At 70.3% G+C, this 17,008-nt stretch carries 15 protein-coding genes; 9 read left to right on the top strand and 6 right to left on the bottom strand.

Annotated elements, in window-relative coordinates:
* Positions 1-820: 820 nt before the first annotated feature.
* Complete coding sequence (locus M2271_RS20140; protein ID WP_280888650.1) at positions 821-1,042, bottom strand: hypothetical protein; 222 nt, start codon at positions 1,040-1,042, stop codon at positions 821-823.
* 835 nt (positions 1,043-1,877) lie between these two features.
* On the opposite strand from M2271_RS20140, the gene M2271_RS20135 reads away from it, so the two are divergent.
* Positions 1,878-2,537, top strand: coding sequence for a hypothetical protein (locus M2271_RS20135; RefSeq protein WP_280888649.1), 660 nt, complete (start codon positions 1,878-1,880; stop codon positions 2,535-2,537).
* Between the two features lie 576 nt (positions 2,538-3,113).
* Here the strand turns inward: M2271_RS20135 and M2271_RS20130 are convergent.
* Positions 3,114-3,704 (bottom strand): TetR/AcrR family transcriptional regulator, encoded by a 591-nt coding sequence (locus M2271_RS20130; protein ID WP_280888648.1) that lies wholly within the window; start codon positions 3,702-3,704, stop codon positions 3,114-3,116.
* 153 nt (positions 3,705-3,857) lie between these two features.
* On the opposite strand from M2271_RS20130, the gene M2271_RS20125 reads away from it, so the two are divergent.
* Together M2271_RS20125 and M2271_RS20120 are read left to right on the top strand one after the other, a co-directional pair.
* Positions 3,858-4,877, top strand: a complete 1,020-nt coding sequence (locus tag M2271_RS20125; protein ID WP_280888647.1) for an aldo/keto reductase — start codon at positions 3,858-3,860, stop codon at positions 4,875-4,877.
* 293 nt (positions 4,878-5,170) lie between these two features.
* Entirely contained in the window at positions 5,171-6,079 is a 909-nt protein-coding gene (locus tag M2271_RS20120; protein ID WP_280888646.1) for an LLM class flavin-dependent oxidoreductase, read from the top strand.
* Positions 6,080-6,255: 176 nt separating this feature from the next.
* Here the strand turns inward: M2271_RS20120 and M2271_RS20115 are convergent, their stop codons facing one another.
* The gene (locus tag M2271_RS20115; protein ID WP_280888645.1) at positions 6,256-7,533 is read right to left on the bottom strand and encodes an acyltransferase; all 1,278 of its coding nucleotides are present in this window, start codon (positions 7,531-7,533) and stop codon (positions 6,256-6,258) included.
* A 324-nt stretch (positions 7,534-7,857) separates the two neighbouring features.
* On the opposite strand from M2271_RS20115, the gene M2271_RS20110 reads away from it, so the two are divergent.
* The 5 genes from M2271_RS20110 (at position 7,858) to M2271_RS20090 (ending at position 12,722) form a co-directional block, all read left to right on the top strand.
* Positions 7,858-8,463: an RNA polymerase sigma factor gene (locus tag M2271_RS20110; RefSeq protein WP_280888661.1), complete on the top strand. Its 606-nt coding sequence runs from the start codon at positions 7,858-7,860 to the stop codon at positions 8,461-8,463.
* Positions 8,460-9,521: a CU044_5270 family protein gene (locus M2271_RS20105; RefSeq protein WP_280888644.1), complete on the top strand. Its 1,062-nt coding sequence runs from the start codon at positions 8,460-8,462 to the stop codon at positions 9,519-9,521. Before M2271_RS20110 ends, M2271_RS20105 begins: the two co-directional genes overlap by 4 nt.
* Positions 9,522-9,816: 295 nt before the next feature.
* Positions 9,817-10,482 carry a DinB family protein gene (locus tag M2271_RS20100; protein ID WP_280888643.1) on the top strand — a complete coding sequence of 222 codons (666 nt, stop codon included), beginning with the start codon at positions 9,817-9,819 and terminating at the stop codon, positions 10,480-10,482.
* Positions 10,483-10,704: 222 nt separating this feature from the next.
* On the top strand, positions 10,705-11,772 hold the full coding sequence (locus M2271_RS20095; protein WP_280888642.1) for a maleylacetate reductase: 1,068 nt from the start codon (positions 10,705-10,707) through the stop codon (positions 11,770-11,772).
* An 11-nt stretch (positions 11,773-11,783) separates the two neighbouring features.
* Positions 11,784-12,722: a dioxygenase gene (locus M2271_RS20090; RefSeq protein WP_280888641.1), complete on the top strand. Its 939-nt coding sequence runs from the start codon at positions 11,784-11,786 to the stop codon at positions 12,720-12,722.
* A 412-nt stretch (positions 12,723-13,134) separates the two neighbouring features.
* On the opposite strand, the gene M2271_RS20085 is transcribed toward M2271_RS20090, so the two are convergent.
* Positions 13,135-14,070, bottom strand: a complete 936-nt coding sequence (locus M2271_RS20085) for a CU044_5270 family protein (RefSeq protein ID WP_280888640.1) — start codon at positions 14,068-14,070, stop codon at positions 13,135-13,137.
* The gene (locus M2271_RS20080) at positions 14,063-14,680 is read right to left on the bottom strand and encodes an RNA polymerase sigma factor (protein ID WP_280888639.1); all 618 of its coding nucleotides are present in this window, start codon (positions 14,678-14,680) and stop codon (positions 14,063-14,065) included. The genes M2271_RS20085 and M2271_RS20080 overlap by 8 nt, the downstream gene beginning before the upstream one ends.
* A gap of 246 nt (positions 14,681-14,926) precedes the next feature.
* Between M2271_RS20080 and M2271_RS20075 the strand changes: the two genes are divergently transcribed.
* Positions 14,927-15,487 (top strand): snapalysin family zinc-dependent metalloprotease, encoded by a 561-nt coding sequence (locus tag M2271_RS20075; RefSeq protein WP_280888638.1) that lies wholly within the window; start codon positions 14,927-14,929, stop codon positions 15,485-15,487.
* 273 nt (positions 15,488-15,760) lie between these two features.
* Here the strand turns inward: M2271_RS20075 and M2271_RS20070 are convergent, their stop codons facing one another.
* On the bottom strand, positions 15,761-16,744 hold the full coding sequence (locus M2271_RS20070; RefSeq protein WP_280888660.1) for a bile acid:sodium symporter family protein: 984 nt from the start codon (positions 16,742-16,744) through the stop codon (positions 15,761-15,763).
* Positions 16,745-17,008 lie beyond the last annotated feature (264 nt).

Below are 17,008 nucleotides of genomic sequence, written 5' to 3'. Positions count from 1 at the left end.
CCCGCGGCCGGGGGGGGGGGGGGGGGGGGCGGGGGGGGGGGGGGGGGGGGGGGGGGGGGGGGGGGGGGGGGGGGGGGGGGGGGGGGGCGCCCCCCCCCCCCCCCCCCCCCCCCCGCCGCCTTGGCTGCGGCGGCCAGCTCTTCCCGGCGGGCGACGAAGCCGGGCGGCGCGGTGGTGTAGAGCTCGTTGAGGGCTGCCTCGACATCGTTCCCCGTGCTGCCCCGACCGCTCCTGCGCCGCATGATCCTCAGACTCCACCCTGTCCGGCTGCCGCGCACCTCGGGTTCGACGCCGTAAGGAGCACCTCGGGCTCGCCGCCGTACGTACGCGGCCGAGCAGGGAGGCGTTCCGGCCCCGACGAAGGGCCAGGTGGGTGTCAGCAGTGGGGATGCGGGTTCTGCCTGCAGACTCAGCCGATCACGCACGGCGGTTTGCTCACACCGGCGGGGAAACCCTCCGCTGGAGCGGCATCCTGATCAACTCCCGAAAGGCCTTCCCGGACCGACTGCTGAGCCGCCGGAGTGCGGGGACGCTGCGGTGGCTACCTGGTCCCGGAGACCGGGGTCGCGATGCCGGGAACGTGGGCGGTCTCCTCCTGCACATCCGGAGACTGAAAGGGATTCTTCTCCGGAGGCGGCGATTCCGTCGTGGCACGGAGGGGGGCCGGCTCCGGGTCGGAGAACAGCGGGGTCGTGTCGATGGGACGTCTCACCTTCGTTGCGAGCATGCCAAGCGGAGGGATGGCGTGCGAACGGGCCCCTTCAGGGCCCGGGAGCGGGTGATTGCCTGCTGCGCCTGACTGGCGCAGGCGCAGCAGACCTCAAAGATTGGTCAACTTGGTGTACGGACTGACGATCCGGGCCTGAAGGGAACCGAAATCGACGAGTACCGCAACCCCCTCCTCGATGCCGGTCACCCGGCCGAGGCCGTACACATCGTGTGTGACGCGGCTTCCGACGGTGAAGTGCTTGGGAGTTGGCGCGACCGGAGCCAGGAAGGGGCTGGTCGGCAGATGACGCTTGGGCATGGGTGACTTTGTCATTGTCACCAGTATGCGCCTGCTGGATCGACACGACGGACCCGATGCACTCTTGTTGTGATCGATCGGCGAAGATTCTCCGCCGCGCCGGTCTGGTGGAGCCCGGGCGGAGGCCGGACCCTGTACCCCGACCGCGGTGCAGATGCGCAGCCACCGCGTGGCACGGTCCGCGACCTGTGTGCAGCGACGGCACTCTTTTCGGCCAATTTTGGCCAAAAGGCAACCGGTGGGCGGCGGCCTGCCCGGCGGATGCGCCGTGGCGCTCGTGGGGAGTGGCGAGGTGACTCTGTGCCAGATCGTCCAGCAAGGTCCGGTTTGTGGGGATGTGTGCCTGTCGAGTTCGGTGCCCGGCACCCCAACCCCTGCCGGCGGTCTCGCGGTCTGAAACCTGGATGGTGTACGGCGCACAGCAAACACCGAGAATCCCTGCACGAGTCTCACACGGGCTGCACATGGCCTTTCACGAGCGTCGTTAGTGTTGCTGATTGTTCGATCCCATGTACGAACGTGACCGGATCGCGACCCCGCAGGTCGATGGTGTGCCAACTCAGAAAGACCGCAGATGGACTACTGCTCCTCGTGCCGCAGGCACCTCAATGGCGCCCTGGTGTGCCCCGGGTGCGGTGCGTACGCCCCGGACATCGATCCGGCCACCGCCGCCGCTGCCAACACCCGGGCCGCTGCTGCCCTGGGGGCGACGGGTGGGACGGCTGCATCGGAGTCCACGGCCTGGCACGCGTGGCAGCACGGGCGACCCGGTGACGAGACGGCGGTCGGGGTCGGCGTGGAGAGCGCACCGTCAAGTGACGCGTCCGGGCATTTTGACGGAGTCTCGCCCTTGCCGGAAGGGCGAGCGGCACGGCGTCGCCAGCGCGCCCGCTGGAAGAAGAACCAGCGTCGGGCTGTGGTCGCGACCGCTGTCGCGCTGGTCGGCGGCGGTGTCACCCTGGCCTCGATGGACCGGCAGTCCGGCGACCGGACGCAGGCCGCCGCGGCACCGAAGGGCCCTGACATGGGCACCCTCGCGGAACAGACCCTGCAGGACGGCCGCCCGACGTCGCCCCAGCCTGATGCGCACCGCTCCTCGCCCACGGCGCCCGTACAGTCGCCCGCGCCGGACCTCCCGCGTCAGCAGTACTCCACCGACTCGGTGCGCACCACGCCGAGCGCGCAGCCGGACGCCGCCGCCCCGCCTCGCGCGGGGGTGAGATCGACCGCGCAGCCGCAGTCCACCGCTCCCTCCTCTGGTGCGACGGCACCTGACCGCACCGACCCGGCGCATACGACGGTCACGCAGCCCACGCAGACGCCCGCACCCGCAGCCACGGGCGGAACCGACAACGGCAACGGCAATACCAATGGCAACACCAACACCAATGACAGCGGAAGCGGCAGCGGCAAAACCGGCGAAACAGGCTCAGGGGCATCGCAAGCGACCCCCCCGTCCGCCGCCACCTCGCCGTCCGAGATCTGCCTGCTCGTGCTGTGCATCGGCTGACCGGGCCCAGCTGAGTGATCGAGGGCGGGGTCTCCGTCAAAGCGAGCAGGAGGTCGCCCCGATCCGTGGGTGTTCCGGGCCGTTGCCTCCGTCTGGAACGCCCACGGTGTCGGCGGCTTCGTGGGCTCGGCCTGGCGAGTTCGGCCGGTTCGTCCAGCCGCATCAGCTTCTGAGAGTGGGCCACGGCGTGGATCGGTGATCCGCTCGTTCTCCGCCACGAGGCTCACTCCGGTCAGCACGAGGCTCGCCGCGGCCGGTTGGCCGTCCGACTCGATCCGACCCCCGGGCGGGTCGTTGACCCGTACGGCCGATACCACCCGATCCGGGCGTACCAGCAACGCCCCCACGGGTCCAGTTCCGTGGACAGGGGCCCGGGCGGCGGTCGGGTGCCCGGCACCGTCGGCGATCATGACCACGTCCGGCGCCAGTCAGTCCTCGGCGCCAGTCAGTCCTCGGCGCGCGTGGCACGGCGTTCTCCTTGAACGTGTGCCTGTTCGGCTTTGGCCGCTGAAGACAGGGTCGGACCCGCGCATGTGACACCCGCAGCGCCGACAGGTCGCGCGCCGCGGCGGATGGTCAGTGCGGTCGGCGCAGCCCCGCGATGAGGAGTTCGACCAGTCGACGTGCGTCGTAGCGGGGATCGCTGTCCGCGCCGATGCACAGGTTCCCGACGCCGCGCATGAGCTCGTAGGGCTCCAGGTCGGAGCGGATCTCCCCGGCGACGGCCGCGGCTTCGAGAAGCTGGGCGCACACGGGCAAGAGCCGCTCGAGGAAATAGGCGTGCAACGTGTCGAAGCCGGCATCGTCGGAGTGCAGCACGGCGGCGAGGCCGTGCTTGGTGACCAGAAAGTCGACGAAGAGGTTGATCCACTGCCCCAGCGCGGCGTGCGGTGTCGCGCTGCTCGCGAGCAGGGCCGGACCGGCTTCGGCGCAGGCTTCGACCTGGTGCCGGTAGACGGCGATGATCAAATCCGCTCGCGTCGGGAAGTGGCGGTAGATCGTGCCCAGCCCGACCCCGGCCTTGGCTGCGATGTCGCGAACGGGCGCGTCCACGCCCGACGCGACGAAAACCGCGGCGGCCACTTCGAGCAGGGTCTCCTTGTTGCGCCGGGCGTCCGCCCGCTTGGACTGGGCTGCGTGGCCCGCGCCCTCGTTGCTGCTGTTCACCTCGCCGCTCCCTCCGCTGCCGAGCTTGCTAAACGGAACAAGGTTCCGTATGTTTCGGAACGAGGTTCCGCTTGCTCATGATGTCAGAGCAGGGGGACGACGACCAAGCCACACGTCGACATGGCGCTTTGTCCGTAATGGAGGAACACGGTCATGCAGTACCGCACCTTGGGCCGCACCGGTGTGCAGGTCAGCTCCCTCGCGCTCGGCGCGATGAACTTCGGCAAGATCGGGCGCACCACCCAGGAGGAGGCCACCGCCATCGTCGATGCCGCTCTGGAGGGCGGGATCAACCTCATCGACACCGCTGACATGTACGGAGGCGGCGAGTCGGAGGAAATGGTCGGCAAAGCCATCGCCGGCCGCCGCGACGACATCGTGCTGGCCACGAAGGCGGGCATGCCGATGGGGGAGGAGCGCAACCACCGGGGCAGTTCCCGCCGCTGGCTGGTCACCGAGCTGGAGAACAGCCTGCGCCGCCTCGGTGTCGATCACGTCGATCTCTACCAGATCCACCGGTGGGATCCGAGCACCAGCGACGAGGAGACGCTGTCGGCTCTGACTGACCTGCAGCGCGCGGGAAAGATCCGTTACTTCGGCTCCTCGACCTTCCCCGCCTACCGCGTCGTGCAGGCCCAGTGGGCGGCACACGAGCATCACCTGAGCCGTTACGTCACCGAACAGCCCAGCTACTCGATCCTACAGCGCGGAATCGAGACCGACGTGCTGCCCGTCACCGAGGAGTACGGGCTCGGCGTGCTGGTCTGGAGCCCGCTGGCCTCGGGCTGGTTGTCGGGCGCGATCCGCGAGGGCCAGGACGTCACCACCAGCCGCTCCACGTTCATGCCGCAACTCTTCGACACCACCATCCCCTCCAACCGGGCCAAGCTCGACGCCGTCGAGCAGCTGGCCAAGGTCGCCGACGAGGCCGGCCTGACCATGATCCAGCTCGCGCTCGGCTTCGTGACCGCGCATCCCGCCGTGACCAGTGCGCTCATCGGCCCCCGCACACTGGACCACCTGCACACGCAACTCGCCGCCGCGGACACCGTGCTCTCCGCCGATGTGCTCGACGCGATCGACGCCGTCGTCGCCCCTGGCGCCGACCTCGCCGCACACGAGAAGCACGACACTCCGCCCGCGCTGCTCGACCCGTCGCTGCGACGCCGCTGACCGTCCGGGGCGGTCTCCACATCGGCGCCCGTGGCTCCCGCCTCTCCGTGGCTCCCGCGCGCGGGGAGCGTGCGGGAGCCCGGCGAGAAGCGGTTCTTCCGCCAGCCCGCCAGCCCGCCGGCCCCTACCGTCTCGGGACGTGGCGCAGCTCATCGCCAGGCGACCACCACCTCCTCGCCGCCCTCAGCCAAACGGATCAAGCCCCGCGTGCCTCCAAAAGCACGTTCTGCCCGAACCTCGGCAGCGTCTCGCCAGCCGGCGCGCCCGCAGGTGTCGAAAGGACCAAGAGCTCCATGCCAGCCACACCCGCACCCACACCCATACCCGCAGCCCCGCCCCCGACCCGCTTCGGGATCATGACAGCCCCCCAGCAGGTCGACTACCACGACGTCCTGCGGGTCTGGCGCGAGGCGGACACGATCCCGGAGATCGAACACGCCTGGTTGTTCGACCACCTCATGCCGATCGGTGGCGACCTGGACGGCCCGGCCTACGAGGGCTGGACGCTGCTCTCGGCCCTTGCCGCCCATACGCGACGACTGCGGCTCGGCGTGCTGGTGACCAGCAACCGCTTCCGGCCGCCCGCGCTGCTGGCCAAGATCGCCACGACCGTCGACATCGTCTCCGGCGGACGGCTCGACTTCGGCATCGGCGTCGGCTCACGCCCGGACCATCCCCTGGCCCGGCGGGAGTACGCCGCACACGGCCTGCCCTTCCACGACTCCGCGCACGCCGTGGGGAGCCTCGCCGAAGCGTGCACGGTGATCCGGCGGTTGTGGACCGAGGAGGAACCGTTCGACTTCCACGGCACCTACCATCACCTCACCGGAGCCTTCGGCAACCCCAAAACCGTCCAGCGTCCCCACCCGCCGATCCTCATCGGCGGACGCTCGTCCGCGACGCTGCGCGTGGTTGCCGAGCACGCCGACCTGTGGAACATCCCGGGCGGCGACATCGACGACGTCGTCCGCCGCAGCGAACTGCTGGACCGCTACTGCGCCGAGATCGGCCGCGACCCCGCCTCGGTCACCCGCTCGATCCACCTGCCCGTCTCCTACGAGCAGCCCGACGTCACCCGGCACGCGATCGGCGAGGCGACCGACGCCGGCTTCCGGCACATCGTCCTCGGACTGCCGGCGCCCTACCCGGCCGAGGTCGCACGGTGGGTCGCCGACGAGCTCATCAGCACGTCGGCCCAGTAGCGGCGCAGCAACCTCAGACCTTGGTCGCTGCTCTCCTCGGCGTCGTACGCGCCACATCACTGCGCGGCTCCGAAGCGGCGGCCGAGGTCACGTGCACAGCCCTCATGCGGGCGGGTTCGTTCCCACCTGTGAGGGCCCTGGATCCAGTCGCCTGATCCTCTTCAGGGAAATCCCTTTCAGGCGCTTTCAGGCGACCTGACACGCGCGGCAGGGCGTCGAGTGTGTTCAGGAGCGTGCGGCGGGCGGGCGAAGGCTCGGCCTCGGCGGAGAAGCGGCATCTCGATGAGCGCGTACGACAGCAAGGCCATGACGGTGGCCAGTGCCGCGGTGGCGGACAACCGTCCGTCCTGTACGCCGAGCGAGGCCAGCAGGCGGACGACCGGGTAGTGCCACAGGTAGATGCCATAGCTGAGGTTGCGGCCGACCCAGGCGAGGGGCGCCAAGGACAGCGCTTGTGACAGCCGGGCCTCCGGTCGCAGCTCGAGCCCCGCGACGAGCGTGGCGGACACCATCGCCACCGCCAGGAAACCGACGGTGTACCAAGCAGCGGTCCAGGCGCCCGAGTCGCCGGTGACCGGCACCTTCCACGCGGTCAGCAGCAGCAGGCCGAGCGCCGGCCAGGCCAGTCGGCCGGTCCAGCGGCGCAGCCGCTCCAACCGGGGATCGTCGGCGCGCAGTCGGGCCAGCACCACCGCGACCAGGGCGCCGGCGAGCAACTGGTCGGCGCGGGTGTCCGTGCCGTTGTAGAGGCGGTGCGCCGCGTCGGGGTTCCACAGCGCGTACCGCCACAGCACGGGCAGCACGCACAGCGCCGCCGTGCACAGCAGCACCGTGCGAGCACGGCACCGCCGCAGTAGCAGCAGCAACGCCGGCGGCCACAGCAGATAGAACTGCTCCTCCACGCTGAGCGACCAGGTGTGCGCCAGCGGGCCGGTGGCATCGGAGTACGCGCCGGTCTCACCGGCCCGGACGAGGTTCAGTACGAACGCTGCCGCCAGCCCCGCCGCCGCCCAGGCTCCGGCGAACGCCCACAGCGAGGTGGTCAGCGACAGCACGGCACAGGTCGCGCAGACCGCCAGCAGAGCGGGGACCAGTCGTAGCCAGCGTCGTCGGTAGAAGCTCACCAGGTTGACGCGGCCCGTGCGGGCGTACTCGGCGAGCAGCAATCGGGTGATGACGAAGCCGCTGATGGTGAAGAAGACGTCCACCGCGACCGATCCGCCCGGCAACAGGTCCGGCTCCACGTGGTAGACGAGGACCATCGCCACCGCCACAGTCCTCAGGCCGTCGAGCCCGCCCACTCGGCCACTGCGTGCGGCCGCCGAGGGAAAACCCCGGCCGAACGTCACACGTCTCGACGATTCCTCTCGCTCAGGGCAACGCCCTGAGCTCTTCTCTTCCCCCTCCCTTTCCCGCTCGCCGACCGTCACCGGCACACCTGCTGCGCTGCTCATGAAACGAATTGCTACCCACCTGCCCACTGCGCCGCTCGAAAGATCCCTGCTACCCCGTAACGTGTACGTCACACGGGCTCGGTCTTCTCGCGGCTGTCGGGTGTGCCGCCTGAGAGGGCAGGTATGTCGGTCCGATCAGTTCCGGTCGTCGGCCTCGACGAGATCGAGCGCGTCGCCCTCGCGGCCAAGAAAGGCCAAGCAGGAGGGGCGCCAGGTCGTCACGGACCGCGGCGGTCACACCAGTGCGTGACACAGGGCGTGACACAGGCCACAGGAACTCCTCCCGTGTCGCGGAGAGAAGTGGTCGTGAGGGAAGAAAACGATGTGCGTCGCCGTGTGCGCGAGGGGGACCGTGAGGCCTTCGCCTTGCTGTACGAGCAGTTCGCCCGCGCTGTTTACCACCACGGGCTGCGCTTGACGGGCGACTGGTCCACGGCCGAAGAGATCATGTCCGAAACGTTCCTGACCGCGTGGCGGACCCGCGCACGCGTGCAGGAGGACGGCGGCTCCCTGCTGCCCTGGCTCCTGGGCATCGCCACCCACAAGGCGGACAACGCCCGCCGGGGAACGCGCAGACGGCAGCTGTTCCTGGCGCGACAGCCGCAGCCACGTGTGGAGGAGGACTTCGCGCCCCGGACGATCGGGCGCATCGACGACGCACGGTACTTACGTTCCGTGCAGGCCGCGCTGGGACGGCTGCGACGCCAGGAGCGAGAGGTACTGGCCCTGTGCGTATGGTCCGGCCTGGACTACCAGCAGACGGCCGAAGCGCTGGGTATCGCCGTCGGAACCGTACGTTCCCGCCTTTCGCGTGCCCGTAAGAAGCTCGCCCGCCTCGCGGAAGAAGACCGGGAACCACCCGCTGCCCGCGGAGAGATGACAAGTGCGGCCGCGATCGCGGCCCTGCCCGTACGGGAGGAGCTCACATGAAGGACAACGCCACCGGCGCTTCCCCGGAGCGGCACGGCGACCGCGAGGAGATCGCTCGCCTGCTGCCGGCCCCGGCCGACTGGGACCTTCCGCGCGAGCAGTACCTTCGTCACAAGGACCTTCTGATGCATCACATCGACCACGACCAGGTCGCCCGTACCCGGCCGGCCCGTCGGCTGCTGCGACCGGCGGTGCTGGCGCCGGCGACCGCTCTGGTCCTGGCCTGCGCGGTGACCGCGGGAATCACCCTGACCGGCAGTGACCGGGATCCCGCCGGCACCGCGGCGACCCGTGCGGCCACGGACATGCAGCCCGCCGCCGCGCTCCTGAACCGGATCTCCGACGCCACGGAGACGCGCACCGGACTCACGGTGCGCGACGACCAGTTCGTGTACACCAGGGAGAAGGGCAACGGGGCGGACCTGACCAGCGGGAAGGCTGTCCTCGGCCCGCTGGTGGACCGTGAGGAGTGGATCGCGCAGGCACCGGGGCCCCTGCGGACGCTCGGTCTGATCCGGGAGGACGGCGAGACCTCCCGGATCAACGCAGAACTCGGTGACACCGACGGCACACCGGCCGGCCTCGGCCGGCCCACCTACCGCTGGCTCAGCTCCCTGCCCACCGACCCCGACAAGCTACTGGCCTATCTGTACGCCAAGACCCCGGACGAGGAGAGCCGGGAACGTGACCAGGAGGTGTTCGAGCGGATCGGAGCCCTGCTTGGCGGGATGATGCCGCCCCGTACGGCCGCCGCCCTCTACCGGGCCGCGGCGAAGATCCCCGGTGTCACCCCGGCCCCTCAGGCCCGCGACGCGATCGGCCGCAAGGGCCTCGGCATCGCCCGCGACGACACCCGCTACGGCATGCGGGACGAGTGGGTCTTCGACGAGAAGAACTTCGCCTTCCTGGGCTCCCGCAGCTACCTGACCAAGGACACGACGTACGGAAAGGCCGGGACCCTGCTGTCCAGCCGGGCGGAGCTGGAACACGGCGTCGCCGACGAAGCCGGCCGGCGGCCCGCCGACGCGGAACGGACACAGGCGGAGAGCCGAAGCTGACCGTCGGGCCGCCGGAGGCGGTGCCGCGGCCCAGGCCGTAGCACCGCCTCCGGCGGCCCTTGCGCTGCTGCTACTGAAATCTCCGGACCTCCTGCCCTCCTGCCCAGGCAGGCATGGCTTGTCCGGGCTCATGAGGTCGGTTCCCGACTGCGGTTCCCGACCGCGTGTCCCGGCCCCGCTAGCGAGAACCGGCCCGCCTCGGTGGGCCCTCGACACCGCGGGGCAACTACCTGACGCAGCACCCGCGTTGCTCGGCGGAGCCCGGTTGTCAGTGCCGGGTGGAAGACTGCCCGGCATGATGGAACCGAATCCGAAAGCGGACCTTCTCCGTTACCTTCAAGACGGGCGGGACGCCCTGTTGTGGAAGCTCGACGGGCTCTCGGAGTACGACATCCGCCGCCCGCTGACCCCCACGGGCACCAACCTGTTGGGGCTGGTCAAACATGTCGCCGGCGTGGAGCTGGGGTACTTCGGTGACACGTTCGGGCGGCCGTTCTTCGACGAGGAACCGCCGCCCTGGTGGTATACGGAGGACGCAGAACCCGACGCGGACATGTGGGCCACCGCGGACGAGTCCCGTGAAGAGATCGTCGGTCTGTATCGCCAGGCGTGGGAGCACTCCGACAGCACGATCGCGACGCGGACGCTCGACGCGATCGGGCACGTCCCGTGGTGGCCGGAGGAACGCCGAGAGGTGACACTGCACCACATCCTGGTGCGCGTGATCTCCGATACTCAGCGCCATGCCGGCCACGCCGACATCGTACGAGAGTTCATCGACGGAACTGTCGGCTACGTGAAGGGCAACGACAACATGCCGACCACCGATCAGGCGTGGTGGGAGGACCACCGGCGGCGGTTGGAGCGCGTGGCGCGGGAAGTCGGTAACGATGACCTCGCCCTGGCGCCGCCGACCCCGAGAAGTACCGTCTCGACGTCGTCGACCCCGCTGCCTCACTGACGTCGGATCCCGAGCTCCTGAATCGGTTCCCGACCGGCTGTCGGCACGTGGCCTACCGTCAGACCAAGGCGGGATTCACGGTGAAGAACGGACTCCCCGGCCTCACCGGCAGAGCGGTCGAGCTGCTCTGCTCCCAAGGCACGCAAGGGCCGGCCGGGGCCCGAGACAGGCAGTCATCCGCATGCGGTCGACCCGGCCGAAGACCTACCTGAGGAACAAGCGATGAGGTTCACACACGAGACCCTTCCCCAGCGGGTGGTGTTCGCGGCCGGGAAGTCACCCGCCGCCGTGGCCGCGGAGGTCCACGCGCTCGGCGGTTCCAAGGTCATGCTGATCGCGTCGGACCGCGAGAGGGGACTGGCCGACCCGATCGCCGCGGAGATCCCGGTCGTGCTGCGTCACGAGGAGGTCGTGATGCACGTACCGGTCGAGGTCGCTGAGCGTGCCCGTCGGGCGGCGACCGGCGTGGGCGCGGACATCCTGGTCAGCGTCGGCGGCGGCTCGACCACGGGTCTGGCCAAGGCGGTGGCGATGACCACCGGGCTGCCGATCGTCGCGGTGCCCACCACGTACGCCGGCTCCGAGGCGACCAACGTGTGGGGCCTGACCCGGGGTGAGACCAAGACCACCGGTGTGGACAGCAAGGTGCTGCCCGCGTCGGTCGTGTACGACGCCGGTCTGCTGACCACGCTGCCCGGCGAGATGACCGTGGCCAGCGGCCTGAACGCGATGGCGCACTGCGTGGACTCGATGTGGGGGCCACGAACCGACCCGATCGACCGGGCGCTGGCGCAGGAGGGCATCCGCGCACTGGCGACCGGCTTGCCGACGGTGGCCGACGACTCGACGAGTGTCGGGGGCATCGAGCAGACGTTGTACGGCGCCTACCTCGCCGCTGTCGCGTTCGCGTCGGCCGGCTCCGGGATGCATCACAAGATCTGCCACGTCCTCGGCGGCATGTTCAACCTCCCGCACGCACAGACCCACGCGGTCGTCCTGCCCTACGTGCTGGCCTTCAACGCCCCGCACGCCCCCGAGGCGGAGGCGCGTATCGCCCAGGCCTTCGGTGCGGTCTTCCGCACCAGGGAGGCGAGCGCCGGCCTGGCCGCCCTGCGCCAGGCACTGGACGCGCCGAGGGCGCTGCGCGACTACGGCATGCCCGAGAACGGCATCGCCAAGGCGCTGGGGCCCATCATGAAGGCGCTCCCAGCCGACAACCCCACCCCTGTCACCGCCGAGAACCTGACCGCGCTGCTGGAGGCGGCATGGGCCGGCGATCCGATCAACTGAGGGAGGCCGTCATGGCTGGCTACGTCAACCCCGGCTCGGCCCAGGCCGGTGCCCACGGCACGATCTACCGCGAGGTGTCGCCGGAGCAGCAGGCAGTCGAGCAGCGGCTCGTCGACAACGTCGTGGCCTCCTTCGGCGCCTGCGCGGACCCGCGGCTGAGCGAGCTCATGGTCTCCCTGGTCAAGCACCTGCACTCCTTCATCCGCGAGGTCCGGCTGACCGAGGAGGAGTGGGGGGCGGCGATCGACTTCCTCACCAAGTCCGGCCACATCACCGACGACGTCCGACAGGAGTTCATCCTGCTGTCCGACACGCTGGGCGCGAGCATGCAGACGATCAACGTCAACAACCAGGCCTACCAGGGCGCCACCGAGGCGACCGTCTTCGGGCCGTTCTTCGTCGAGGACTCGCCGGCGATCGAACGCGGCGGTGACCTGGCCTTCGGTGCCCCCGGTGAGCCCTGCTGGGTCGAGGGCACCGTCACGGACACCGACGGCACCCCGCTCGCCGGTGCGCGGATCGAGGTCTGGGAGGCGGACGAGGACGGGCTCTACGACGTGCAGTACGACGCCGGCAAGCGCGCCGGCCGGGCGCACCTCTTCTCCGCGGGCGACGGCAGCTACCGCTTCTGGGGCCTCACCCCGACGCCGTACCCCATCCCCGACGACGGGCCCGTCGGCAAGATGCTCGACGCGGTCGGCCGCTCACCCCTGCGCGCGGGCCACCTGCACTTCATGGTGTCCCACGAGGGAGCGCGCACCTTGGTGACCCACATCTTTCCCGAGGGCGACCCGATCGGCCGCAAGGACACCGTCTTCGGTGTGAAGGACTCACTGATCAAGCGGTTCGAGCGGCAGCCCGCCGACACGCCGACACCCGACGGCCGCGTCATCGAGGGCACCTGGAGCCGGGTGGGCTTCGACATCGTCCTCGCCCCCGCGCGCGTCTGAACGTGCCGGCCACGCCGGCCGAGGAGGCAGTCCTTGCCGCGGAAGCGGCGCGCTGCATCGCCATGGCCGCATGGACCCGGATGCCGGCCGACGTCTCGGGCGTCGTGGCGTTCCTCGCCTTGGACGACGCCGTGTTCCATCACGGGGCAGATCATCGTCGAGGACGGCGGCAGTACACGCGCGCGCCGCGAAGAACCGGCACCGGCGCCGTCACGGCACTGACGCACCGGGTCCGCCCGGACCGATCCGGGGTACGCGGATGCGGCGACGCCGGTTGTCACGGCCCGGCAGCTTCGACAGGCGGACCGGTGGTGACGCCACCGCGCCGGGGCGGGAGGCCACTGCGTCCGCCCGACGCCCCGGTGAGGGCTCCGGGTGCCGAGCGGCGCGAGTGTCCTGCGGGGGTGGGCCCTCAGGGGCGTTGCCTCACACGGTCGACCACCGCGTGGTCGGCCACGTATGACCACTGCTCGTAGGTGACCGTTCCGGCTTTGCGCTGGTCACGCGTGCCGAGATAGTGATACGTCTTCGCGTCGAAGAGCAGCACCCGTTTGCCGTCCGCCCAGGGAGTGCCGGGCCTGCCCACGTACTGGATGCCGATGCCCGCGCGGCCGTCCGCGTCCGTCCGGCCCGGCAGCACCTTCACTCCGGGGACGGTGGCGAGCGCCTCGAACGCCGCGGGCCGCAGTCCCTTCGGCAGGACGGGGGTGCGGAGCAGGCCGGAGAGGAGGAACTGGACAATCGGCCACTCGTCGGCCTTCATCGGCCGGCTGTAGTCCGGCTCGGCGCCCCCGCCACGCAGTGCGATCGGGAGCCTGACCGGATCGGTGGGCAGCCGCTTCAGCTGCGACCACCGGCGCGGCGGCCAGTCGCTCTGACCCGGCTGGTACGGCGGCACCCACTGGGCGTGCTCCAGTTCGCTGACGTAGGACCTCTTGGAGCCGTCGACCGAGTTCCAGCTCTCGTCGACGTACGTGTTGCTCCGTCCGCCTCCGACCGGCGTCTCCTTGATGATCTCCTTGGTGTAGATGAACTGGTCGTCGCGCGGTGCGATCGGCTTTTCGAGCTTGCGTTCCTCGGCCGCCGCTCCCCGGAGCACGGTGGTCGCGCTCACCTGCCGGGTGCGAGGTGAGCTCCCCGTGTTCTCGGCGACCACCACGGTCGTCGTCACCGCCGCCGCGGCGACGGCGGCCACCGCGATCCGCAGCAGCGGACGGCGGGAAACGGCCGTGGAGGCGGCAGGAGCCTGCATCGCCTGGTGCAGACGGAAGCGGGCTCGGGTGCGGACGGTGTCCGTAAGAGGGGACGCGTCGGCGTCCCACTCCCTCAGGAGTTCGAGTTCATTCATCGTCGGATTCCTCTCGGAAAGCGGTTGGATCGGACCCGCCCAATGCCTCACGAACCTTCTTGCGAGCCCGGTGCAGCCGCGACCGGACCGTTCCCACCGGCAGCTCCAAGGCGCGTGCGACCTCCTCGTACCCGAGGTCGGCCCAGGCGACCAGCAGCAGTACGTCCCGGTGGCGGGCGGGTAACCGGGCCAGTGCGCCGGCGAGTTCGCTGCGTACCGCCTGCGCACTGACCCGAGCCGCCACCCGGTCCGCGACCGTCTCTTCGGCCTGGTGGCCGGGGGCGGCCGATGGCAGCCGCCCAAGCGCTTTCAGACGCCGGGCCTCGGCGCGCCGGTGGCGTCCTATCAGGTTGGTCGCGATGCCGAAAAGCCACGGGCGGGCGTTGGCCAATTCGGTGTTGTACCGGAAACGCTGCTGGAATGCGGTGGTGAACGTCTCGGCCATCACATCCTCGGCCGCCTCCGCACCGAGTCGGCGCGCCGCGTATCCGTGCACCGAGTCGGCATGACGGTCGAAGAGCACGGCGAATGCCTCGGGCTCCTCCCACGACCGTTCGATCACCGAGGCGTCACTGTTCTGCCCCACCCTGACGCCTGGTTCGACGGTCATGGGGGCTCCTTTCGTCGATTCACGTGCTGTGAAGTCTTGGGCTTTCACCGGTACTTCGCCGCTCGTGGGAATCCGGTTCCCCACGTCGTGGCCGCACGTGCCCGGGCAAGGAGAAGCGCCTGGCCGTCTGTCCCCGGTGACAGGCGGTGTGAAGTTTGACGGATTGAGGCCTGTGGAGTGGACGCAGTGGGCTGGCACTGTGTGGCATGAACATGCCTTCATTGCCCCCCTCGCAGGAGGTCGACCATGAACTCCCGAACGTTGGTCCATGGCTTCACCGCTGCTCTCACGGCGGCTCTCACCCTGGCCGGCGCCCAGGCCTACGCGGCTCCGAGCTCCGGCGATCAACTGCTCGCGGCCCGCGTCGTCACCTATGACGCCGGTGCGTCGGCGGAGTTCAAGGCCGCCGTCGATCGCGGCGCGGCGATCTGGAACGAGAGTGTGGACACCGTCGAACTACGCCCGGCGGCCGCCGGGCAGCGCGCCAACATCAGGATCCTGGCCGACAACGGCTGGCCCCGGGCGCTGACCACCTCGCTCGGCAACGGAACGGTCTACATCGGACGGGAGGCCGTGAACGAGGGCTACGACACGGTCCGGATCTCGGCGCACGAACTGGGTCACATCCTCGGCCTGCCGGACCGCAAGCCCGGCCCCTGCACCAGCCTGATGTCGGGTTCCAGCGCCGGTGTCTCCTGCACGAACCCCTATCCCGACGCGGCGGAGAAGACGGCGGTCGAGGGCAACTTCGGTGCCGCGCCTGCCCGCCCGGCGCCGGCCGCCCGCAACGTGGTGGTCGTGGACTGATCCACGGACGTGCGCGGGGACGGTCCGTCCCCGCGCACACCGGTCAGCCGGTGCGGACTGCTGCTCAGCCGGGTGCGGGTCACGGTCGGCCTGGGGGTGGTTCGGCCTGGGGGGGGGCATGCCCCGCCTCTTGCGGTCGTGGACGATCGTGCTGATCGACTGCCGTCGTGGTCGACCGTGTTGATCGACCGGACCGTTTTCTGCCACGAACGTGCCCGTTGCTGCTGTGCCGACGCCGGCCGCCCGGGTGCGGTGGCCGGCGCCCACACACCGTCAGTGTGCCCGGCGGGACAGCCAGGCAGCGGCCAGGGCGCCGGAGATGTTGTGCCAGACGGAGAAGACCGCGGCCGGCAGGGCGGCCAGCGGACTGAAGTGCGCGGTGGCCAGCGAGGCTGCGAGTCCGGAGTTCTGCATCCCGACCTCGAAGGCCATGGCGCGGCTCCCCGGCTCGCCCAGCCGGGCGATCCGTCCCGCGCCGTATCCCAGGGCCAGACCGAGGCCGTTGTGCAGCACGACGGCGACGAAGACCAGCAGGGCGGCCGACTTGATGGCATCGGCGCTGCCCGCCACGACCACGCTCACGATCACGCCGATGGTCAGGGCGGACAGCCAGGGCAGTACGGGCAGGGCCCGCTGCACGTAGCGGCCGGCCAGGAGCCGCACGGCGAGGCCCGCGAGCACCGGCAGCAGCACCGTCTTGAGGATGTCGGTGACCATGGAGCCGGCGTCGACCGGCAGGTACTCGCCCGCCAGCAGCAGCGTCAGGGGTGGGGTGACCAGCGGGGCCACGAGCGTGGAGACGGTGGCCACGGAGACGGACAGCGCGACATCACCGCGCGCCAGATAGGTCACCACGTTGGAAGCGGTGCCGCTGGGGGCGCAACCGACGAGGATCACGCCCGCCGCCAGCTGCGGCGGGAGCTGGAGCAGGTGGGCGACGGCCCAACCGAGACCCGGCATGATGACGTAGTGCGCGACCAGCCCGAGGACCACCGCCCAGGGCCGCCTGGCGACGCCGCGGAAGTCCTGTGGGGTCATGGTGACGCCCATGCAGAACATCACCACGCCCAGCAGATACGGCACCGCCTCGCCCCAGCCGGTGAAAGTCCCCGGCAGCAGAAGGCCGACGGCGCCGGCCAGGAGGACGAAGACCGGGAAGACGGTGACGGCGCGTCGCGCGGAGCGGTCACCGACGGCGTCACTGCCGCGGTGTTCGAGCCGTTCGGGCTGTTCGGACCGCTCGGGCTGCTCGGACAGTTGGGACCGTCCCGGCTGTTCGGACCGTTCGGACAGTTGGGGTTGTTCGGGTTGTTCGCTACTCACCGTGCGAGCCAACGCTTGGTCAGGGGCATGACGCAAAGGCGTCTCGCGATGTGATCATCGGTACGTGACTCCGGCGGTCACGGTCCATGTGCCGGCGCCCGGACCGTCCGAAGGCACCCGCACCCATCCGCCCGGCACCGTGAGCGATGCCGGGCGGGGGAGGAGCGAGTCCACGCCGGGGCCGGTACCCCGGTGCCG

This window comes from Streptomyces sp. LBL (assembly GCF_029893585.1).
Taxonomy (GTDB): domain Bacteria; phylum Actinomycetota; class Actinomycetes; order Streptomycetales; family Streptomycetaceae; genus Streptomyces.
This window is presented reverse-complemented; position numbering and strand designations above follow the sequence as displayed.